20 protein-coding genes, 4 tRNA genes and 1 pseudogene are annotated in these 22,039 nt (G+C 41.4%); 1 reads left to right on the top strand and 24 read right to left on the bottom strand.

Annotated features, from left to right (window positions below):
• Window position 1: 1 nt before the first annotated feature.
• The 23 genes and pseudogenes from QYG89_RS13160 to QYG89_RS13050 all read right to left on the bottom strand — a co-directional run bounded on the left by QYG89_RS13160 (window position 2) and on the right by QYG89_RS13050 (window position 20,482).
• Window positions 2-1,216, bottom strand: coding sequence for a S1C family serine protease (locus QYG89_RS13160; RefSeq protein ID WP_404318128.1), 1,215 nt, complete (start codon window positions 1,214-1,216; stop codon window positions 2-4).
• Between the two features lie 183 nt (window positions 1,217-1,399).
• Window positions 1,400-2,194: an MBL fold metallo-hydrolase gene (locus QYG89_RS13155; protein WP_404318040.1), complete on the bottom strand. Its 795-nt coding sequence runs from the start codon at window positions 2,192-2,194 to the stop codon at window positions 1,400-1,402.
• Between the two features lie 15 nt (window positions 2,195-2,209).
• Complete coding sequence (locus QYG89_RS13150) at window positions 2,210-3,004, bottom strand: two-component system regulatory protein YycI (RefSeq protein WP_404318038.1); 795 nt, start codon at window positions 3,002-3,004, stop codon at window positions 2,210-2,212.
• On the bottom strand, window positions 2,991-4,331 hold the full coding sequence (locus tag QYG89_RS13145) for a YycH family regulatory protein (protein ID WP_404318036.1): 1,341 nt from the start codon (window positions 4,329-4,331) through the stop codon (window positions 2,991-2,993). The genes QYG89_RS13150 and QYG89_RS13145 overlap by 14 nt, the downstream gene beginning before the upstream one ends.
• Window positions 4,328-6,151: a cell wall metabolism sensor histidine kinase WalK gene (gene walK, locus QYG89_RS13140; protein ID WP_404318034.1), complete on the bottom strand. Its 1,824-nt coding sequence runs from the start codon at window positions 6,149-6,151 to the stop codon at window positions 4,328-4,330. Before walK ends, QYG89_RS13145 begins: the two co-directional genes overlap by 4 nt.
• Window positions 6,152-6,156: 5 nt before the next feature.
• Window positions 6,157-6,867: a response regulator YycF gene (yycF, locus tag QYG89_RS13135; protein WP_404318032.1), complete on the bottom strand. Its 711-nt coding sequence runs from the start codon at window positions 6,865-6,867 to the stop codon at window positions 6,157-6,159.
• 284 nt (window positions 6,868-7,151) lie between these two features.
• Window positions 7,152-7,224, bottom strand: a tRNA-Phe gene (locus QYG89_RS13130).
• A 237-nt stretch (window positions 7,225-7,461) separates the two neighbouring features.
• Window positions 7,462-7,538 (bottom strand) — tRNA-Asp (locus tag QYG89_RS13125).
• A gap of 80 nt (window positions 7,539-7,618) precedes the next feature.
• Window positions 7,619-7,690 (bottom strand) — tRNA-Glu (locus tag QYG89_RS13120).
• A 12-nt stretch (window positions 7,691-7,702) separates the two neighbouring features.
• Window positions 7,703-7,778, bottom strand: a tRNA-Lys gene (locus QYG89_RS13115).
• Between the two features lie 209 nt (window positions 7,779-7,987).
• A complete protein-coding gene (locus QYG89_RS13110) occupies window positions 7,988-9,280 on the bottom strand; it encodes an adenylosuccinate synthase (RefSeq protein ID WP_404318030.1) in 1,293 nt (430 codons plus the stop codon).
• 144 nt (window positions 9,281-9,424) lie between these two features.
• Window positions 9,425-10,774, bottom strand: a complete 1,350-nt coding sequence (gene dnaB, locus QYG89_RS13105; RefSeq protein WP_404318028.1) for a replicative DNA helicase — start codon at window positions 10,772-10,774, stop codon at window positions 9,425-9,427.
• A gap of 123 nt (window positions 10,775-10,897) precedes the next feature.
• A complete protein-coding gene (rplI, locus tag QYG89_RS13100; RefSeq protein ID WP_404318027.1) occupies window positions 10,898-11,347 on the bottom strand; it encodes a 50S ribosomal protein L9 in 450 nt (149 codons plus the stop codon).
• The gene (locus tag QYG89_RS13095) at window positions 11,344-13,314 is read right to left on the bottom strand and encodes a DHH family phosphoesterase (protein WP_404318126.1); all 1,971 of its coding nucleotides are present in this window, start codon (window positions 13,312-13,314) and stop codon (window positions 11,344-11,346) included. Before QYG89_RS13095 ends, rplI begins: the two co-directional genes overlap by 4 nt.
• Window positions 13,315-13,350: 36 nt before the next feature.
• Entirely contained in the window at window positions 13,351-14,289 is a 939-nt protein-coding gene (locus tag QYG89_RS13090) for a YybS family protein (RefSeq protein WP_404318024.1), read from the bottom strand.
• A 192-nt stretch (window positions 14,290-14,481) separates the two neighbouring features.
• The gene (locus tag QYG89_RS13085; protein WP_404318125.1) at window positions 14,482-15,420 is read right to left on the bottom strand and encodes a methyl-accepting chemotaxis protein; all 939 of its coding nucleotides are present in this window, start codon (window positions 15,418-15,420) and stop codon (window positions 14,482-14,484) included.
• Window positions 15,421-15,432: 12 nt separating this feature from the next.
• Window positions 15,433-16,455, bottom strand: a pseudogene (locus tag QYG89_RS13080) (cache domain-containing protein); the annotation flags it as partial.
• Between the two features lie 264 nt (window positions 16,456-16,719).
• The gene (rpsR, locus tag QYG89_RS13075; protein WP_404318022.1) at window positions 16,720-16,956 is read right to left on the bottom strand and encodes a 30S ribosomal protein S18; all 237 of its coding nucleotides are present in this window, start codon (window positions 16,954-16,956) and stop codon (window positions 16,720-16,722) included.
• 25 nt (window positions 16,957-16,981) lie between these two features.
• On the bottom strand, window positions 16,982-17,494 hold the full coding sequence (ssb, locus tag QYG89_RS13070) for a single-stranded DNA-binding protein (RefSeq protein WP_404318020.1): 513 nt from the start codon (window positions 17,492-17,494) through the stop codon (window positions 16,982-16,984).
• 69 nt (window positions 17,495-17,563) lie between these two features.
• A complete protein-coding gene (rpsF, locus tag QYG89_RS13065) occupies window positions 17,564-17,854 on the bottom strand; it encodes a 30S ribosomal protein S6 (protein WP_404318018.1) in 291 nt (96 codons plus the stop codon).
• Window positions 17,855-17,969: 115 nt separating this feature from the next.
• Complete coding sequence (ychF, locus tag QYG89_RS13060) at window positions 17,970-19,070, bottom strand: redox-regulated ATPase YchF (protein ID WP_404318016.1); 1,101 nt, start codon at window positions 19,068-19,070, stop codon at window positions 17,970-17,972.
• Window positions 19,071-19,299: 229 nt separating this feature from the next.
• On the bottom strand, window positions 19,300-19,506 hold the full coding sequence (locus tag QYG89_RS13055; protein ID WP_404318014.1) for a DUF951 domain-containing protein: 207 nt from the start codon (window positions 19,504-19,506) through the stop codon (window positions 19,300-19,302).
• A gap of 142 nt (window positions 19,507-19,648) precedes the next feature.
• Window positions 19,649-20,482, bottom strand: a complete 834-nt coding sequence (locus QYG89_RS13050) for a mechanosensitive ion channel family protein (protein WP_404318013.1) — start codon at window positions 20,480-20,482, stop codon at window positions 19,649-19,651.
• Window positions 20,483-20,654: 172 nt separating this feature from the next.
• Here QYG89_RS13050 and yyaC point away from each other — a divergent pair, with 172 nt between their 5' ends.
• A complete protein-coding gene (gene yyaC / locus QYG89_RS13045; RefSeq protein WP_404318011.1) occupies window positions 20,655-21,332 on the top strand; it encodes a spore protease YyaC in 678 nt (225 codons plus the stop codon).
• On the opposite strand, the gene QYG89_RS13040 is transcribed toward yyaC, so the two are convergent.
• Window positions 21,310-22,014 (bottom strand): DUF554 domain-containing protein, encoded by a 705-nt coding sequence (locus tag QYG89_RS13040; RefSeq protein WP_404318009.1) that lies wholly within the window; start codon window positions 22,012-22,014, stop codon window positions 21,310-21,312. The genes yyaC and QYG89_RS13040 overlap by 23 nt on opposite strands.
• Between the last annotated feature and the right edge of the window lie 25 nt (window positions 22,015-22,039).

Raw genomic sequence — 22,039 nt, 5'->3', positions numbered from 1 at the left:
CTTAAAATGTTTCTTCTGATGTAAGCGTCATTGTCACTGTGTGCTGTTTTCCATTACGATAAAAAGTCACTTCTACTCTATCGCCGACTTTTTTCTCATTATACATGTATTTGCGAAGTTCTAAAACATCCCGCACTTCTTGATGATCCATCTTTACAATCACATCAAGTTCCTGCAGTCCGGCTTTGGATGCTGGTGTATTTGGCAGAACTTGTTCGATCATCGCTCCTTCCGTAATGTTTCTCGGAAGCTTCAGCGTTTCTTGCTGATGGTAAGCTGGGACTTCGCTGACGTTCCGCAGCTGTACTCCCATCGCAGGCCGGATCATTTCCCCTTTGCTCTCTAAACTATCGATAATTGGTTTAGCAAAGTTAATGGGGATAGACAAGCCGATTCCTTCTACCGCGTTCTGAGCAATTTTCATCGAATTGATACCAATTACCTGACCGGCAATATTCACGAGTGCTCCCCCACTGTTCCCAGGGTTAATGGCGGCATCTGTTTGTAATACTTCCGCCTGCCAATCGAGAATGTTGTCACCATTAATATCCACCGGAATCGTGCGCTCAAGACCAGAAATCACTCCTTGAGTAACGGATCCAGAGAACTCTAGACCGAGTGGATTCCCAATCGCAATCACCGGTTCACCAATTTTTAGTGCATCGGAGTCACCAAATTCAGCGACTTTTTTTATATTTTTTCCGTCTACTTCAATGACGGCAAGATCACTCCAAATATCTGTTCCGCGAAGTTTGGCTGGTAATTTTGTTCCATCTGCAAGCGTCACCTCGAGCTGCTGCGCCCCTTCGATCACATGATTATTGGTCACAATATATGCCTTATTTCCAGCTTTTTTATAAATAACACCCGAACCTGTTCCAGCCGGCTGTGCAGATTCTCCTTCCCAAAAGTTTCCCGATTGAATATTTGTAATCCCAACGACCGTGTCCTGCGCTTTATCCACAGCTTTTGTTACATCAGTCGTTACATTCAATGATACACTCTGTCCTCTTGGCTGTTCATTATTTCGTTCAATTTGAACTTGTTCATTACCCGCTTCACCCGGCAGAAGATTATAATCCACAAGTTTAGGAAGAACAGCAATCACAAGCAGTGCACCTAAAATAAGCCCCGCAAGACTTGCCAGAAAGTACCCGCTTTTACTAGGGCCGCGCCGGTTTCGGTCCACTCTGCCATCATCATCATAAAAACCCAAACACCTCACCCTTTCCATCCATACTGTCACTTATTTTCCCCATGTAGCACAAATTATAACGCTTCAAATGAAAAATTCAACAAATATGCAATGTCTGTCACTGCGCGGTTGTTGTGTTTATCTAGACAATCAAACAAACGAGAAAACCGCCTGACCAACAGTCGTCAGACGGTTTTCTATCTCTTAAAGCTCTGTCAAGATTGTTGGAACTTTTGGATCAGTATGAAGCAGTTCAAACTGATCGCCAACCGGCATATCTTTCATTTTGAGCGTTTGCGTTACACTCATTTCGGCCAAGTCTTTCATATTATTGTCCTGACTTAAGTGAGCCAGGTAAATACGTTTTGTCCGGTCACCAATAACTTCACTCATCGCAATCGCGGCATCTTCGTTCGACACGTGGCCAAAGTCACCTAAAATGCGGCGCTTAATATTCCACGGATAGCGGCCGACACGCAGCATTTGAACATCGTGATTGCTTTCAAATATGTAAGCATCCGCATCTTTAATTGTTCCTTTCATACGGTCACTTACATAGCCTGTATCCGTAATTAATACTAGCTTTTTTCCTTCATGATGAAAGACGTAGAACATCGGCTCAGCTGCGTCGTGCGATACTCCGAATGATTCGATCTCAAGGTTTCCAAAGTTTCGGACGGTCTCCATGTCGAACGTAAACTTTTGTTCTGTATCGATCTTCCCGATTAATGGCTCCATTGCCCGCCATGTTTTTTCATTCGCATAAATCGGCAGCTTATACTTTCTCGCAAGGACGCCGAGTCCCTTAATATGATCGCTATGTTCATGCGTCACTAAAATACCGGATAAATTGTTAACCTCTCGATCAATAGACGAAAACAGTGCCTCCATTTGTTTGCCGCTCACCCCAGCATCCACTAGAAAAGCCTGTTCATCTGTTTCAACGTAAAACGCATTTCCTGTACTACCGCTTGCCAGAACACTAAAACGCATCGTCATATTGCTTCACTCCACTTACAATCGGCTGTTTTTTTCATTTTTATGAATGGATCCGTCTAAAGCATTTACGTATACTTCTTCCGTATTCTCACCGTTTCTAATTTTGAAATACCAAGTAGGCGAAAGCACTTGTAATTCTGTTAACTGTACAACAGTATAATAACCGAGTTCAGCATTAGAAATTTTACTGTTCGGTTTAATTAAACCATTTTTATAAAGTGTCTGAATGGCCTGATGGGCAGATAATATGCTTTCTTTCTGACCATTTTTCTTTAAGTCCCTCAGCAGCGTCTGCCGGTAAGAAACGATATCTCCGTTGTCATTCAATTCAATTTCCAGCTTGCCATTAATGTTTTCAAACATTCTTTTCTGATCATATTGCTGATAAAAAATAGCGACATTTTTTTCATCATTCATGCCCCAATAGCGATACTGACCGCCGAAAAGAACATGTGAATCAACAAATGATTTCAGTCCGTCCAGCTTTTTCTGACTTAATTTAACAGGTTTTTGCAGATGGCTAGATAAAACCGGTGGATCATCTGACAGCTCGATCGTTTGGTTTAACAAGTGAGTGGTCTCTTTTTTTGTGAAACTTTTTGTTTTTGCCGTAATGATCGTTTCTTCGCTCACTTCTTCGGGCAATTTTTCGTACTCAATGTTGTATGATTTTAATTTATCTTCAATTGATGCTTCTTTAATAAATTCGAACTGGCTGGCACTATGCTTATTGAAAAATACCGCCAGGAGAAAAAGGTCCAAGATGAAGAAAACAGTTATAAAAATAGTTTTCGTTTTACTCCAATCCATGGAAGCTTCCCTCCGTATCCTCGATAAATGAAAGTTGTCTCCAGCTGCCTTCATATTTATAAAACCAGGCAGGCTCAAGAACAATGACTTTCGGTGATTGTGAATCCGACTGCAATTGATAGCCGACTGCCATATCTTCTAGCAGCTCCGGATTAAAATCCTCTCGCTTTTTCACTTGCTTTAATGCCGATGTACTATCGGGCAAAATAATTTCTTCTTCATCAGATGGAAGCGGCAGGGAAATATCAAGTGTAAAATAGGGACGCACATATTGGAAAATCTTATCTTTTCCCCACATCTGCACAATCTCCGCCATTCCTTGGTTATTGAACACCGGCAGACCATTTTTAAACAAGCGGTAGCGTACTGTAGATGATCCCTGCTGCGCTTCGAACAGCCGATACTGATCTGTCCAGCCGCTATGCTCATTAATAAATTTAATGCTTTTGTCCAACAAATCATACAAGCTTCCGGAAGGATTAGTTTCAGATTCTTTTGCAGGATTCACATAAGATATCATATGCGTGTTGTAATCTACTTTCATTAACGTGGAACCGTCTGTGTACTCTTCACCATTCGTCTTCGGCACTTTTTTCACTAAGCTTGGATCACTGAACAGCAAATCTTTAAAATCTTCTATATTAATGTCGTCCGGCAAATATTTATATCTAGATAATACAGGCTGTTCTTCTGGAAGAAATAGTTGTCCATTTGCCACAAGTGGATAGTGAACATACGATTCCCACTTTTCTGCTCCTTTAATAAATTGTTTTTTAAACGCAGAAAGGTTCAGCGATAACACTTGACTTTGAAAGACGAGCCGCTCTTTTGTTGAAACAAAATACACGCTTGCCCGTTTCTCCTGAGTATCTACGTCTGTAATAATGATCCGGTCAAACATAGCATTAGGCACAGAATCATCTTCAAATACAATAATGGTGTCCATCATATAGAGTGGAACGTAAGTAGGAAAAACGAGCTCTAAGCGATTTTCTCCATGCAGCAGTTCATCAAATTCTTTTTCAGTCATTCCCTTAGATACACTTATGGCACTTGTAAAAGTCCACTTTTGCATTTCTTTCATAACTTCATCTGTTTCTATATCTCTTGTCGATCCATAATGTTCGCCTTCTTTATGAAATAGAACTTTAGAAGGCTTAATCAAATAAGAAGCATCTTTCTTTTCACTGATCGACGATACTTCATGAATATTATCCTTCTTGATCGTTTCGTAATTTGGTTGGTAGTTCCAAATGCTTAACGTCAAAATAATACTAATAACTACGAGCACTGCTAATCCAATTGATTTCACTTTTTCGTAATTCATGACCAATCATCCTCTTGAGACAGCTCATATGGAAGAGTAAAGAAAATAGTCGTTCCTTTTCCTTCAACGCTTTTTGCCCAAATGTGGCCGTCATGAGCAGTAATTATTTCTTTCGCTATGGCGAGTCCTAAACCGGTTCCGCCCATTTTACGGGATCGTGCCCGGTCCACACGATAAAAGCGTTCAAATATCCGCTCAAGGTTTTTCTTTGGAATCCCCATTCCTTGATCTCGGATACTAACGACAATTTCATCGCTTTTTTCTTCTACTTTAAAAGTAACTTGTCCGCCTTGTGGAGAATACTTTAATGCGTTAGAAATAATGTTATCAATCACCTGCGTTAATTTATCTGTATCGATTTCTGCATAAATAGGGTAGCGGGGCATCTGCCTCTTAAATGTAACTTCCTGGGACTTCGTCATCTCAAACCGGTCAATAATTTTATCAAAAAACTCGGTGAAGTCGACATCTTTTTTCGTTAATTGGAAATCACGGCTGTCAAACTTAGTCAACTGCAGCAAATCATTCACAAGACGAATCATTCGTTCTGTTTCCGTTTGCGTTACTTCAAGAAAATGCGGGGCAATATCCTCATCCCGCCAGGCTCCTTCTGCCAGCGCTTCTAAATAGCTTCTCATCGTTGTCAACGGTGTTCTTAGCTCATGCGACACATTAGCAACAAATTCACGGCGGTCCATCTCAATTTTCTCTTGCTCTGTAATATCGTGAAGAACAGTAATCAATCCGTTCACAAAACCGGTATCTTTCTGAATCACTGAAAAATTCGCCCGCAAAATATACGGCTCATCATCATCACTGTAATCCAAAATAACTGAATCCTGTTCATTGAGTAAATCGTCAAACGTATATTCCTTCTCAAGACCAAGCAGCTCGGTGATCGGCTGCGAAATAGCTGTTTCACGTGAAACATCCAACAGTCCTACAGCTGGTTCATTAATTAAAATGACTCGTCCTTTTCGATCGGTCGCAATGACCCCGTCAGTCATATAAGCCAAGACAGAAGAAAGCTTTCTTCTTTCCCCTTCTGTCGTTGCCTGCGCTTCTTGCAGCCGCTTCGTTAAATTGTTAAAAGTAACAGCCAATTCACCAATCTCATCCTGCCCGTATACTTTTACTTTGCGTGAAAAGTTTCCTTTTCCCAGCGCAACAGCCTGTCGTCGCATATCAGTAATCGGACGGGTAATAGTACGGGCTAGTAACACTCCCAATACAGCTGTTAACACTAAAGCCAAGGCAGTAGCTGAAAAAAGGATTTCATTAATCTCTTCCATCTGACTAAAAACGGTTTCTGCTTTTCCGATTAAATATATCGCTCCAATCGGTTTGCGATTAGACATAATGGGTGAAGTATATACCCAAATACGCCTGTTCGATTGCTGATCGATATACATTTTATCTTCTTCAGCGCCAAAAGAAAGTGTCCGTTTAACCGCAATGTCGGTTATTCTCTGTCCAATAATTCCCTGCCTATTGGAATCAGATGTTCCGATGATACGGCTATTGTGATCAATTACCCTGACCTCAGATACATCGGATGCTGAAAAGTCTTCCAATATTCTGCGAATGTCCTGCTCAAGAGTCGGTGTTTCTTCCGTCCGTTCTTTCAGCATTTCTTCCCTTAAGTTGTATTCAAGAAGATTGACCCGCTCTTGTAAGGATGTTTTAAAATTCGTAAGGAGCTTTTCTTCTAGTTCCTTTACAAAATAAACACCAATGATTTGCATAGCAAACAAAATCAGCAATACATAAATTAATACAAACTTCAGTTGTATTGATCGAAAAAAGCCGACTCTTTTCATGTACGTTACTCCTGTTCAGGGTTGCGCAAGTAATAGCCTACCCCTCTTCTCGTTACAATCCAAGAAGGATGGCTTGGGTTATCTTCAATCTTTTCACGAAGACGCCGAACAGTAACGTCCACTGTGCGTACATCCCCGTAATAATCGTATCCCCACACGGTCTGCAGCAAATGTTCCCTCGTCATTACTTGTCCAATATGCTTTGCTAAATAATGCAGCAATTCGAACTCACGATGCGTTAATTCAATGGTCTCACCACGCTTAGAAACGACATACGCGTCTGGATGAATCGTTAACATCCCCACTGAAATTTCATTTGTATCTTCTTCTTCCTCCGATTGGACAGGAACAGTCTGATGGCGGCGCAAGTTTGCCTTCACACGGGCAATTAACTCTCGCGTACTAAATGGCTTCGTCACATAATCATCTGCCCCCAGCTCAAGACCAAGAACTTTATCAATCTCTGAGTCTTTTGCCGTTAGCATCACAATCGGCATCTCATATTTTTTTCTTACTTCCCGGCATACTTCCATGCCATCACGTCCAGGAAGCATGATGTCCAACAAAATTAAATCGGGCTGCAATTCCTCTACCATTTCTACGGCTTGATCGCCATCATAAGCACAATGAACGTCATATCCTTCTTTTTTTAAATTGAATTGTAAAATATCTGCAATCGGCCTCTCATCATCTACGACCAATATTTTCTTCTGCATAGCGTTCTCCTCATTTCTTTAGAAAGAATGGTTCTATTATTTTATCATATTTCTTTTAAAAATTTATTTAGTCTATCGCTCCACACAAGCGATAGCAGCCGATCTACTACAAACAGGCCGCTGCAGAAACCAACGACCAGACATTCTTATCATACTTCATTTGCTCTCACTAACTTTATCATGAAAAACAATGTTTTTCACCAGTTCTAAACAATTGGAACATTTTTCTTGACTATGAAAAAAAGCACTGCGAGAGTAAATGATCGTCGCAATGCTTCTTTAAGTGGCTCAGGACGGAATCGAACCGCCGACACATGGATTTTCAGTCCATTGCTCTACCGACTGAGCTACTGAGCCATAATAAGAGTATTTCATAAAAGAATATCGGCTTGTCTATCGACCCGCTCTCGAGAAGTAAATGCAAACAGCTGCTCGCTGATGTATCGCTTCGAGGATTACTGGGGTATGCTCTGCCAACGGAGCTGCTGAACCTAATAAAAAATGATGCGGCCAACGTTGAAGTGAATTCAGGAAGGTCATGGCCGTCATCTAGGAAAATAGGATTCATAAACGTAAAATCAAACGGTTTTAAAATGGCGGTCCGGACGGGACTCGAACCCGCGACCTCCTGCGTGACAGGCAGGCATTCTAACCAACTGAACTACCGGACCGTAAATACGTTGAATTTTGTCTAGCTGAAGGCGTTAACAGCTCACCGTCGCCGCTGAGCAGGCGCCTTACGCTTTTCTAATGACCCGTACGGGATTCGAACCCGTGTTACCGCCGTGAAAGGGCGGTGTCTTAACCGCTTGACCAACGGGCCATTTTATAGGAATGGTGAGCCATGAAGGACTCGAACCTTCGACCCTCTGATTAAAAGTCAGATGCTCTACCAACTGAGCTAATGGCTCTTAACTGTGCTTATTAACAATAACGTTGTTAATATTATCACACGCTTAAATAGCTGACAATAGATTTTTGAAAAAAATTGTCGAAAAACATAAAACTATTGCAATGCAATTTTACCTAAACACAAAGCACCCTAAACAAATATAAAAAAGAAGTGAACTCAAGACTAAAATAGCAAGTCCTTTTGAGTTCACTTCTACTCATCCATGAATTATCTTTGTGCCCACACACTGCGGACAATATTCGTTTGAGCACGGTCTGGACCTACCGAGAACGTTGATAATGGAATACCTGTCAGTTGAGAAACACGTTCTAAATAATGACGGGCATTGACAGGAAGTTCGTTTAACGTGCGGCAGCCAGTAATATCTTCTGTCCAGCCTGAAAGCTCTTCGTATATAGGTGTACATTCAGCTAAAATATTAAGGTTTGCCGGATACTCTTCGATCACTTCACCTTTGTAGCTATAAGCGACACAGATTTTCACGGTCTCAATCCCTGTCAGCACATCAATGGAGTTAAGGGAAAGATCGGTCAAACCGCTGACACGGCGTGCATGGCGGACAACGACACTGTCAAACCAGCCAACACGGCGCGGACGGCCTGTAGTTGTACCATATTCACGCCCCACCTCACGAATTTGATGACCAATTTCATCATGAAGCTCCGTCGGGAAAGGGCCATCCCCTACACGGCTCGTGTAAGCTTTAGCTACACCGACAACATGAGTAATTTTCGTGGGACCAACACCAGAACCAATCGTTACACCGCCGGCAACTGGGTTAGAAGAGGTAACGAATGGGTACGTCCCTTGGTCAATATCGAGCATGACACCCTGGGCACCTTCAAATAATACACGGCGTCCATGGTCTAAAGCATCGTTTAAAACAACAGATGTATCGCATACGTATTGTTTAATTTGTTGGCCATATTCATAGTACTCAGCAAGTATATCATTCAGTTGGAAGCCTTCTGATTCATAAAAACGTTCAAGCAAACGATTTTTTTCTTCTAAGTTGCGGGTTAGCTTTTCTTCAAATGCTTTGCGGTCTAAAAGGTCTGCTATACGAATACCGATCCGAGCTGCTTTATCCATATAAGCAGGCCCGATGCCTTTTTTCGTCGTACCGATTTTATTGGCGCCTTTACGTTCTTCTTCTATTTCATCAATTCTTAAATGATACGGAAGGATCACGTGTGCGCGATTACTAATACGCAAATTTTCTGTTGATATGTTGTGATCATGTAAATACTTCAATTCTTGAACCAGTGCTTTTGGATCAACGACCATTCCATTGCCGATCACACAAATTTTATCACTGTAAAAAATGCCTGATGGAATTAAATGAAGCTTGTACGTCACATTGTTGAATTTAATCGTATGTCCTGCATTGTTACCGCCTTGGTAACGAGCCACCACTTCTGCATTCTCTGAAAGGAAATCAGTAATCTTTCCTTTTCCTTCATCGCCCCACTGTGTTCCAACTACTACTACTGATGACATGAATAAGCACCTCCAAAGGGTCCATTAATTTCTTAATCTTTCACCAGATTTATTTTAACAATTTAAAAATAAAGAAGTCAAACGTGAAATACGAACATTCAATAACTTAATTATATTTTTGTTCGTATAAATATCATTTTTTCATTATCCGGTTTCCTCGAATCTCCGTTCCAGGTTCACGAACTTATTATATTCTTTGACAAAAGCAAGCTGAACAGTACCGACGGGGCCATTCCGTTGTTTCGCTATAATAATTTCAATAATATTCTTGTTCTCAGACTCTTTGTCATAATAGTCATCCCGATATAAAAAAGCAACAATGTCGGCATCTTGCTCAATCGATCCCGATTCACGAATATCAGACATCATCGGACGCTTGTCCTGACGCTGCTCCACTCCACGCGAAAGCTGGGACAGTGCAATAACCGGGACTTCTAATTCACGGGCAAGCGCTTTTAGGGAGCGGGAAATCTCTGAAACTTCCTGCTGACGGTTTTCACCGGAGCGTCCACTTCCTTGAATGAGTTGTAAATAATCAATCAAGATCATGCCGAGACCCTGCTCCTGTTTTAAACGGCGGCACTTTGCACGGATTTCGCCAATACGCACACCAGGTGTATCATCAATGAAAATACCGGAATTAGACAAACTGCCCATCGCCATCGTCAGCTTCCGCCAGTCCTCATCTGTCAGGGAGCCGGTCCGTAAGTTTTGGGCATTAATATTGCCCTCTGCACATAGCATCCGCATAACGAGCTGTTCGGCTCCCATTTCCAAACTAAAAATCGCGACATTTTCATCGGTTTTCGTCGCTACGTTTTGGGCAATATTCAAGGCAAAAGCGGTTTTACCAACAGAGGGCCGGGCAGCAACGATAATAAGATCATTTCGCTGAAAACCGGCAGTCATGCTGTCAAGGTCCGCAAATCCAGTAGGAATACCTGTGACGTCCCCTTTGCGGTTGTGGAGCAGTTCAATATTGTCATACGTACGTACGAGAACATCTTTTATATTATGAAAAGCACTTGTATTCTTGCGCTGAGCAACTTCCATAATGCTTTTTTCTGCTTCATTTAATAAAGCATCTACTTCGTCTTCACGGGTGTATCCATCCTGTGCAATCGTTGTAGCTGTACGAATGAGCCGGCGTAAAAGCGATTTCTCTTCCACAATGCGGGCATAATATTCAATATTAGCAGCTGTTGGTACAGATTCCGCAAGCTCCGTTAAATACGTCACGCCTCCGACATCCTCAAGTTCTTTTGCCGCGGCAAGCTCTTCTGTCACAGTGATCACATCGACTGCTTTCCCTTGATCATTCAGTTTCAGCATCGTGTGATATATTTTCTGATGGGCCGTCCGGTAATAGTCTTCCGGAATTAAAATTTCGGAGGCCACAGTTAACGCAGCCGGCTCTAGAAAAATCGCACCAAGCACTGCCTGCTCCCCCTCAATGCTTTGCGGCGGGATTCGATCAGTCAACAAATCACTCATTACCTGAACCTCCTTGAAGGAAGGATTGTTTCTTCCTTTGCTAACTGTCTATTTGTTAAAAAAAATGTGATCAGAAAAATCCGATCACATTTTTTCAACCTTATTATTTTAGCATGAAACGCGTTATTTTTCCTCTACTGTGTGAACTTTTAGTGTGGCAAATACTTCATTATGCAGCTTAACAGGTACATTCGTATAGCCAAGCGCCCGAATTCCTTCAGGAAGATCCATTTTACGTTTGTCAATTTTTATATTGTGGGTTTTCTTTAATTCCTCTGCAATTTGCTTCGTCGTCACGGAGCCAAACAAGCGGCCTCCTTCACCGGACTTCGCTTTAATTTCTACTGTCAGCTTTTCTATTACCTCTTTTAACTGCTTCGCTTCTTCTAGCTCCTGCTGAGCAAGCTCTGCCTCTTTTTTCTTTTGAGCTTCCAATGTTTTTTTATTGCCCGCTGTCGCTTCTACAGCTAGGCCATTTTTAATTAAAAAGTTATGGGCATATCCGTCCGCTACATTTTTTACTTCGCCTTTTTTCCCTTTTCCTTTTACGTCCTGCAAGAAAATTACTTTCATTTTTCACCGTCTCCTTCATATAGATTTGTTATTACTTGTTGAAGCATTTTTTCTGCTTCTATAACAGTTACTTCTTTCAACTGAGTGGCCGCATTAGACAAGTGGCCTCCCCCTTCTAATTGTTCCATGACAACTTGCACGTTAACTTCTCCAAGTGAGCGTGCACTGATGCCAACCGTATTCGGTGCTCTCCGGGCAATAACGAATGAAGCCTGTACCCCGTCCATCGAAAGGAGTGTATCTGCTGCTTGAGCGATCAACACAGGATCATATGTTTCTTCTTCACTGCCTTTTGCAATCGCAATTCCTTTGTTGTAAAAGTATACGGTTTCAATGATTTGTGAACGTTGAATATACGTATCAACATCTTCTTTCAAAAACTGTTGAACAAGTACAGTATCAGCCCCGCGTGCTCGCAAATAAGACGCCGCATCAAATGTCCTGGACCCTGTCCGCAGCGAAAAGCTTTTCGTATCAACGATAATTCCCGCAAGCAGTGCCGTCGCCTCCAGCATAGAAAGCTTGCTGACCTTCGGCTGATATTCAAGCAGTTCCGTAATCAGCTCAGCCGTTGAGGAAGCATAAGGCTCCATGTAAACAAGCAATGGATTCTTCACAAACTCTTCACCGCGGCGATGGTGGTCGATCACAACCACTTTCTCCACTTTATGAAGCAGCTTCTCATCGATCACTAACGATGGTTTATGAGTATCAACTACTACAAGCAGCGTATCATCTGTTGCTAGACCGAGCGCTTCTTCCGGCGTAATAATTCTTGAGTAGAGATCCGGATTTTTCTTTGTTTCTGCTATTAGCCGTTTCACTGCGGTATCCATTTCGGAAAAGTCGAGCACGATGTATCCTTCTCGTCCATTCATTTCTGCCACACGGTGAATCCCCATCGAGGCACCGAGCGCATCCATATCCGGATACTTATGTCCCATAACAATAACTTTATCACTTTCTGTCACGAGCTCCCGTAAAGCATGAGAAATTACCCGTGCTCTGACACGCGTTCTCTTTTCCATTGGATTGGTTTTGCCGCCATAAAATCTTACTTTACCATTTAACTGTTTCAAAGCGGCCTGATCCCCGCCCCTCCCAAGAGCAAGGTCTAAACTTGATTGAGCAAGGTTCCCCAGCTCAGGCAGTGACAATTCTCCATGCCCTACCCCGATGCTTAGTGTCAGTGAGGCAGCCTGCTTTGCTGTCTGTTCTCTCACTTCATCTAAAATTGAAAATTTGGTTTCTTCAAGCTTCCACAAGATCTTTTCATTCAATACAGCAAAAAAGCGTTCCGAAGAGATTCTTTTTAAGAAAATGCCATGTTCAAGTGCCCAATTATTTAAAATAGAAGTCACCATGCTGTTTAAACTAATGCGTGTTTGATCATCCATGCCCTGCGTTAAATCATCATAGTTATCTAAATAAATGCTGCACAAAACGGTCTGCTCTTCTAAAAATCTTCTTGCCGTTTCTTCCTGTTCCGTCACATCAAAAAAATAAAGAAGATTTTCTTCCTTTTTTACAATAACGTTAAACTTACGTCCATGCAGTTCAACTATGTCCTCTTTTTCATTTTTAATGATGTTAATTAGGGGAGCCGACAAGTCATGAAGGGACTTCCCTGCTAATATATCTTCTTGAAAATGAGAGGAGAGAAAAGGATTAGCCCACTCTATGTAATACTCATTATTATACAAAATGATCCCAATCGGCATTTCCATAAGCGCTTCTTCTCCTACCCTTTTTAATCGATAGGAAAGAGTCGTAACATACTGTTCAACTTCGCCATATATGCTATTTTCAGCTCTCGCCAGCAGAAAAAATAGCACCATAATTGCAATGAACCCCGCAACCGCTGCCTGCCAGTTAAAAATAGCAAGCACAGCAAGCACAATCATGAAAACTGCCAGTAATCCATATAACGGAAATTTTATTTTCCGCCTGCTATAGTAAGAAAGCATCATTTCAGCTCCTAGAAATAAAAGTAGCCCAATTAATTATATTTTTCGTTGAAGACGCTGCCGCAAATCAAATCCTAAGTCAATTATACCTAATAATCTTACAATATAAAGGAGAGGAAGTATAAGAATTGAGAAAGTTGCCAGCAAAATCGGGATAAAGATTGGCCATTTTTTTAAATGAGCTGTGAAAAAAAGAAACGATAATCCTTGCAATAGTAAACAAAATTGCAGCATAAACATAATATTTATGTATGAAAGATACCACATAGTTCCTTTTTCTGGGACTGCAATTAGGCTCAGCAGCAGCAAAAGAACATAATACCATAAAATACTCTTTGGTACATGCCATTCGCGGAAAGGCTTAAAACGAGGCACATCCACAGACATTCTTTTGGCGATTGGAAAATTAACTGCCATGATCAGCAGCATAGAAAAGAAAGAAACAAGGACAAGTAAACTTGGCAGAAGCGCTAGTAAATAGTCAAACATTTCCTGTGCCTGCTCAATGGCCTCCTCTGGTAAAGGTTGACCCAAACTTTCCATTAACTGTACAGAGTCTTGGTAAGACTGTTTAAATGCTTCATTGACCTGCGCAGCCTGATCCCCGGCAAGCCCCATAATCACTGCATATAACACAACTATATTCAGCAAAAAAAGCAAACTTCCTGCCATAAACACAGAAATTTTATCCCGCTTTTTTTGAACCATGCTTCCCATCACAGTTCCCGGCACGATAAATAACAGGGCAAACGGTACTGCCACTGGTCCGCCAATAAGTAAAGAAATCAATAAACCTATGGCAGCAAAGCTTATGGATGCCCTTCCCGGGTACTTCGCACTGTATACGAAAAATGGAAGGAGCAAAAAAAGGCTGGCAGCAAGGCCTAAAATCGGGATATAAAGAGACACAATAAACAAAGCGGCAAACATCCCCGCCATTTTCATCCCTTCAGTCATCATTCTGTTATTCTTCACTCAAACACCTCATTAACTATTTCTTCACCTGATAATGGATGACGCTCGTTTCTTTCTCTTTCAAACTGTTAACATCTTTATTATTTTATCCTTCTTTAATCATTCATTCAACTTTTCCTATCGTTACAAAATAAGGCTATCCCACAAATGAAGTGTCAAACACTCATGGGATAGCCTCTTTGATCTTTCATCTCAATATAGTTTAAAACGGCCTACGGCACTTTTCAGCTCATTGCTAAGTTCCATTAAACGTTCAGATGACTCAGTGACCGCTTGAATGGCGCGAAGCTGTTCATCAGCAGAAGCACTGATTTCTTCACTTGCCGCTGCTGATTGCTGTGAGGAAGCTGCAATTCCCTCCATTACTTGCAGCACTTCATTTTTCGCCTCAGCCGCTTCTATGATCTCTTGATTAATAGTAGCGATAGAAGTCTCTATCCTTTCTACCAGCGAAGACAATGCCTCAAAAACGGCACCTGTTTCTTCTACGACTGCTGTTTGATTGTCAAAGTTTGTCCGCGTTTTTACCATTTGACTAACAGCTTGTCCGGCTCCTTCTTGAATATCGTTGATGGTCGATTTTACCCGGTCTGTCGCCCGGGCAGACTGCACGGCCAGCTTGCGTACTTCTTCTGCTACGATGGCAAATCCTTTTCCATGTTCTCCTGCACGAGCTGCCTCAATAGATGCGTTTAAAGCGAGCAGATTCGTTTGTGAAGAAATGTCGGTGATCGTCTGCATAATCATTTCAATTGCATTAATTTTTGTTTCTAAGGAAACGATGACTGTTTCCATTTCATCGATGTATATTTTTGTCTCTGTGTTAGATAATCCGAGTTCCTTTACTTGCTTAAGGCCCGCCTTTTGCATTTCTTCTGTTTCACGGGCAGCAGCAGCCAGCTCTCCTGCTTGACTAGTAATCATATTGATCTGACTGCCAAGGTGGTGAGAACGCTCTGTAGCTTCACTTGATTCTTCTGCTGATCGGGCTGCTCCTTTAGCAATTTCGTTAATAGCAGCAGCGATTTGTTCACTAGAAGCATTTGTTTCTTCAGAGATGGCTCCTAAGTTTTCTGCAGCCCCCGTTACATCACTTGATGAACGATTAACGACAGAAATAATGCCTTTCATGCTGCTGACCATTTCATTAAATGCTCCGGCAAGCTCGCCAACTTCGTCTTTAGAAGTAACAGGTACTTGAACACTTAAGTCACCGGTTGCTACTTCCCTTGCTGACTGTTGAAGCTCACGGATCGGTCCGAGAATTCGATGAAGAATATAGAGAACGGCTGTAATCATCATAAGCAGAATGAAAATGCCTGTAATCGTTAATGCTGTTTTAATTGATTTAGATAATCTGAGAAGTTCTTCCCTATCATAACCGGTCCCAATTTTCCATCCGGTCTCTTCCACTGTGTCATATACGAACAATCGATCTGATCCTTTCAATTCATAGGAAACAGCTCCCTGCGTTTGTTCACTTGCCAAAACTGATTTCACATAGCTATATTTCGTTAAGTCTTTCCCCTGATCAGTCGGATGAACGATGCCAAGACCTTCCTTAGATATAATGATTGGTATTCCATTATAACCAAGGTTCATTTCACTCATCTTGTCAGTCATGACAGCGAGAACGATGTCAGCTGCCAGTACACCGATCGTTCGGTTTCCTACAATAACCGGTTTAGAGACAGTAATCATATACTTTCCGGACGTTTGCTCTAAGTACGGCTCACTCCAGACCGCTTCTCCATCTGAATCCATCGCATTTTGGTACCACTCTCTCTCCCGTGGATCATATCCTTCAGGCAAGTCAACATCTGGATACTCATCCATAGTTCCCTTAGCGGTTGCATAATAAATACTTGTAGCATCTTCGTATTCGTTTAAGTACCGCTCGTACATATTCATTAAAGCTGGTCTGCCTTTCCCATCCCCTGCTGTCAGCAAGTTTTCACCATAACTAATAAGCACAGGATCCTGAGCAGCTAAATCTATGCTTTTCTTGTACTGTGCCAAGAATAAATAAACATAGTCCCCCATCTGTTTAACAATGCTTTTCGTTTGGTCAACGACTTCTTCTTCTGTCTGCTTTTCTGCTTTGTATCCAATAAAAACAACGATAAAAGCAAATGAAAGAGTAAGCAGTACAATAAGAGGAATCATTAACTTTGTTTTAATTGACCTCACTCGCTTCATCCTCCCCTAATATGAATAATTTTCCCATCCCCTGGTATTATTCAAATATTAAAAAAATAAAAAATACTCTATTCTTTTATCGGACGTTTCACTAAAATATCCACACTTATGTGTGATTTTTTCCAATAAAAAAACATCCATTAAGATGGATGTTCAATTAACATAAATAATATTTAACTAAACTATGTCTACAATAAAAAAACCCGCCGGTTAAGGCAGGTTTTTATCTACTTACTCTCCAGATACGAATGGAAGAAGAGCTACTGTACGAGCGCGTTTAATTGCAATTGTTAAACGGCGCTGATATTTAGCACTTGTTCCAGTTACGCGGCGTGGAAGAATTTTTCCACGTTCAGAGATAAACTTTTTCAAAAGTTCAACATCTTTGTAATCGATGTGTGTAATATTGTTTGAAGTGAAATAACACACTTTTCTACGTTTACGTCCGCCTCTGCGTCCACCTGCCATGTTCGTTTCCCTCCTTTTTCAATCATTAGAACGGCAGATCATCATCTGAAATGTCGATCGGCTGTCCATCGCTTGCAAATGGATCTTCATCCATTCTTGTATAACTTGATTTATTGCTATTATTGTTGCGTTGATTCTGCTGTTCAAACGGAAAGTCCTGATTTCTTTGATCGCTCCCGTACGCATTATTCTCATTGCTGCGACCGCCTGCGGCGGCGCTACGCGGCTCTAAAAATTGTACGCTTTCAGCCAGAACTTCGGTGACATACACCCGTTTACCGTCTTGTCCTTCATAATTACGTGTTTGAATACGGCCATCAACTCCAGCCAAACTTCCTTTTTTAAGGAAATTGGCTACGTTTTCTGCCGGTCGACGCCAAACAACGCAATTAATGAAGTCCGTTTCCCGTTCACCTTGCTGATTAGCGAATGAACGATTAACGGCCAGCGTGAAAGTAGCAACAGCTACTCCGTTCGGTGTGTAACGAAGATCTGGATCTTTGGTTAAACGACCAACTAAAATGACTCGGTTCATCATCAGAATCAACCCCCTTTAATTCAAATTATCCCAGACGGAACATTTTGAAAGTTTGTTTATTTAAACGATTTATTTATCATCTTCGCGAACTACGATGTGGCGGATGATGTCGTCGCTGATTTTTGCTAAACGATCAAATTCTTGAACAGCTTCAGCTTCAGCATTAGCTTTTACCAACTGGTAGAAACCTTCACGAAAATCGTTGATTTCATATGCTAAACGACGTTTACCCCAATCTTTAGATTCGATGATTTCCGCACCGTTAGAAGTTAGGATTCCGTCAAAGCGCTCAACAACTGCTTTTTTCGCGTCCTCGTCAACAGTTGGGCGGATAATGTACATAAATTCGTACTTTCTCATCTTTCTTTCACCTCCTCATGGTCTATGCGGCTCCTTTCCTTTTGAAAAGAGCAAGGAGTAACTGTTTCATTACTCACAAGATAGAATTATAACACAACATCTCTTTTTGCGCAACTTACACGTTAAACCTAAAATGTACAACGTCTCCGTCTTTCATAATATATTCTTTTCCCTCAAGACGGACTTTACCGGCTTCTTTTGCCGCGGTCATAGAACCAGCAGCAACAAGATCATCATAGGAGACTGTTTCAGCACGGATAAACCCGCGTTCAAAGTCAGAATGAATAACGCCCGCACATTGCGGTGCTTTCATTCCCTGACGGAAAGTCCAAGCTCGCACTTCTTGAACGCCTGCTGTAAAATAAGTAGCCAGCCCCAACAAAGAATAAGCCGCACGAATCAATTGATCCAGGCCAGATTCTTCAATGCCAAGCTCTTGTAGAAACATCGTTTTTTCTTCGTCGTCGAGTTCAGCAATTTCTTCTTCAATTTTCGCACACACAACAATAACTTCGGCATTATCTTCCGCCGCAAATTCGCGGACTTTTTGAACGTATTCATTGTCGGATGGATCAACGATATCTTCTTCACCAACGTTAGCCACGTATAGCATTGGTTTGGCTGTCAATAAATGAAGCTGTTTAGCAATACGTGCCTGTTCTTCGGAAAACTCCACCGTACGAGCCGGTTTGTTCTCTTCCAGCGCTTCTTTTAATTTTACTAATATATCATTTTCCATGACAGCATCTTTATCTTTTTGTTTTGCTAGTTTAGCTACACGCACAAGACGTTTATCGACTGTCTCCAAATCAGCTAAAATTAACTCTAGGTTGATAACTTCAATATCATCAATCGGGTCTACCTTTCCAGATACGTGTGTAATATTGTCATCAGCAAAGCAGCGGACTACTTGACAAATGGCATCTACTTCACGAATATGGGCCAGGAACTTGTTGCCGAGTCCTTCTCCTTTGCTCGCTCCTTTTACAATTCCTGCAATATCTGTAAATTCAAATGCTGTAGGAACGGTTTTTTTCGGCTCCACCATTTCCGTAAGCTTATTTAAACGGCCATCCGGTACTTCTACGATCCCGACATTTGGATCAATGGTACAGAAAGGATAGTTAGCGGATTCTGCTCCCGCTTTCGTAATTGCATTAAATAATGTAGATTTCCCTACGTTAGGCAAACCGACAATTCCAGCTGTTAAAGCCATTTCAGTCACTCCTCTATTTACACTCTTCAATTGTTTATTTTCGTTTCAAACCTTTCATAAGTATAAATTTAGTCATAAAAAAAGGCAATTGCCGCTTTTCCTCAGCCCTGCTCCTCGGTTCAAATAACTTTCGCTCGCTGAAGTCAAAGGGCCACTTCTTTGAGCAAAGAACATTTGCCTGTCGGGGCAGAACAGGCGCTTCCGCTTTTCTATAAAAAAAATAGCAGCGTTATTGTTCGCTGCTATTTTCGGATAGATCGATGACTTTTTTCATTTTTTTAGTGAACTCTTTTCTTGGTAAAATGACGCTGTGCCCACAGCCCTCGCATTTTATACGGATGTCCATGCCAAGTCTAATAATTTTCCAGCGGTTTGTTCCACATGGATGCGGCTTTTTCATTTCTACTACATCATGTAAATCAAATGTCTTTTCCATTAGATCAGCCCCCTTTCACACGCTCATGCTTATTTCGTGCCACCGCTTTTTCTTGCTCATTACGGGAGTACATAACCAGCCGCGGAAATGGAATTTGAATTCTATTTTCATCAACGTACTAGTCTGCTTCTTTGCTGATCGATCATCCGGACATTTCAACTCCGCTGCGATCAAGACATAATTTTACCTCTTTACGGATCATCCGGGCGACAAACGCATGCTTCATCGGAATCGTTTCAGCTGTAATTCTCAACACTACATCAGAAACACCTAATTCTTGAACACCGAGCAATTTAGGTGCTGCAACAATTTCCTCGTACTTATCAGGCAATGTTTCTAATAAATCAGCAATTTCCTTTTCTGCTTCCTCAATATTCTCTCCAGAAGCAATGGTCACATCTACAATAGCTATACTGTTATGTAAAGAAAAGTTCGTCACTTGACTGATAGTCCCATTCGGTAAAATGTGAAGCTCTCCTGTCCAATTTTTAATTTTTGTTGTTCTTAACCCTATTTCCTCTACGGTACCTTCAAACGTGCCAATACGCACAAAATCACCGACTGAAAATTGATCCTCAAAAATAATAAAAAAACCAGTGATGACATCACGCACAAGGTTTTGAGCGCCGAAACCAATGGCAAGCCCCACTACACCAGCACCGGCAATTAACCCTTTAATATCAAAGGTTAGTATAGATAATATATTGATTAAAGCAACAAAATACACAACATAAGAAAGCACATTTTCCGTTAGTTTTAAAAGCGTATTCTCCCGCCGCTCCGAAAATCCAAGACGGGTTTTTGAACGCAAATGAAAAAAGTTGCGAAGCATGACTTTAGCGGCTTTCACGACGATGACAGCCACTATCAGCGTCAACATAATTTTTAACGCACCTTCGCCCCAGGCTAACCATGTTTCTTCATTTGTGAATTTATCCCATATCTTTTTCCCGACTATATCCCGAATGGTAGACATACGATTCCTCCTTTATTAGTGCATACCGAAGGATATCTTTCATTTTAACAAGAATGAAAAAAAATTAATAGTCACACACTTTTAGATGAAACTTTCTTTTTTCACTTAGCATCATGTATAGAAACCCTTTGAAATCCGTATACTGTTACTATTATCCAGCAGGAGGTAACATATGAATCTTAAAAATTTATTTGAACGAAAACCTGATTCATATAGTGTTCATTATGAAGAGCAGCAAGCAGCTTCCGCATTTGCTGATCACTTACTGACGCTGCTTCCGTCGCCAGGAAGCTGCCCAATCGTCTTTACTTTCATTGGAACTGACCGCTCAACCGGTGATTCTCTCGGCCCATTAATCGGCACACTGCTTGAAGAAAAAAACTTGGGTCACTTTCATACGTATGGTACACTTCAGAACCCTGTCCATGCGGTGAATCTAGTAGAGAAATTATCTCTGATCCAAAAACAGCATAAAAATCCTTTTATTGTTGGTGCCGATGCATGTCTAGGCAGATTGAAAAGTGTTGGAAACATACAAGTTGGCAAAGGACCTGTCAAACCAGGTGCCGGAGTAAAAAAAGAACTCCCAGAAGTTGGTGATGCTCACATAACTGGTATTGTCAACGTAAGCGGGTTTATGGAGTTTTTCGTTTTACAAAATACACGTCTTCATCTCGTAATGAGTATGGCTCGTGTCATAGCCGAAGGAATTGCTGAAGCATCTGTTCGTTATTCAGCCTCCGCGATCTTACAAGATTTACATCAATCAGATAATGGAATACAGGTAAACACAAAAAAGCAGGCCATTATGCAGCCGAATCACTTATTTAAAGAAGATATTGAATCGTAATGATCAGCCCGACTACAAAGAGGCTTGGCAGTAAATTTGCTACCCGCACTTTCGTCAAGCCAAGTACGTTTAACCCGATAGCCATAATCATAATTCCGCCAGTGGCAGTCATTTCTATAATAAAAGCATCCATCCATTCCTTAGGAACGAACTGGTCAATTTGTGTGGCAAATACGGCAATCATCCCTTGATAAACCAAGACGGGAATAGCTGAAAAGACCACACCAATTCCTAAAGTAGTTGTTAAAACGAGAGCGGTCACGCCATCAAGGATCGCTTTTGTAAAAAGCACCTCGTGACTGCCGCGAATGCCGCTGTCTAATGCCCCAAGAATAGCCATGGCTCCAACAACAAAGATTAATGTCGCTGTCACAAATCCTTGAGAAATGCTTATTTCATCATTCTTTTTTCCAACCTTTTTTTCTAGCCACAAACCAAGCTGATTTAGACGATTATCTAGCTTGAGCACCTCCCCAATCACTGCCCCAATCACTAGACTAACAATCACAGTTAAAAATTCTTCACTTTTCAATCCCATCTGCAGGCCGAGCACGATGACGGCTAATCCAATTGCCTGCATCACGGTTCCTTTAATCCCTTCCGGAATACGATTGAACCACTTGCCGAGCAGTGATCCAGCAACAATAGCCAACGCATTCACAATTGATCCATATAGTACCACTTTCTTCTCTCCTTCTCATTTATAA

Origin of the sequence: Bacillus lumedeiriae (assembly GCF_044891285.1) — a bacterium.
Taxonomy (GTDB): Bacteria; Bacillota; Bacilli; order Bacillales; family Domibacillaceae; genus Pseudobacillus; species Pseudobacillus lumedeiriae.
This window is presented reverse-complemented; position numbering and strand designations above follow the sequence as displayed.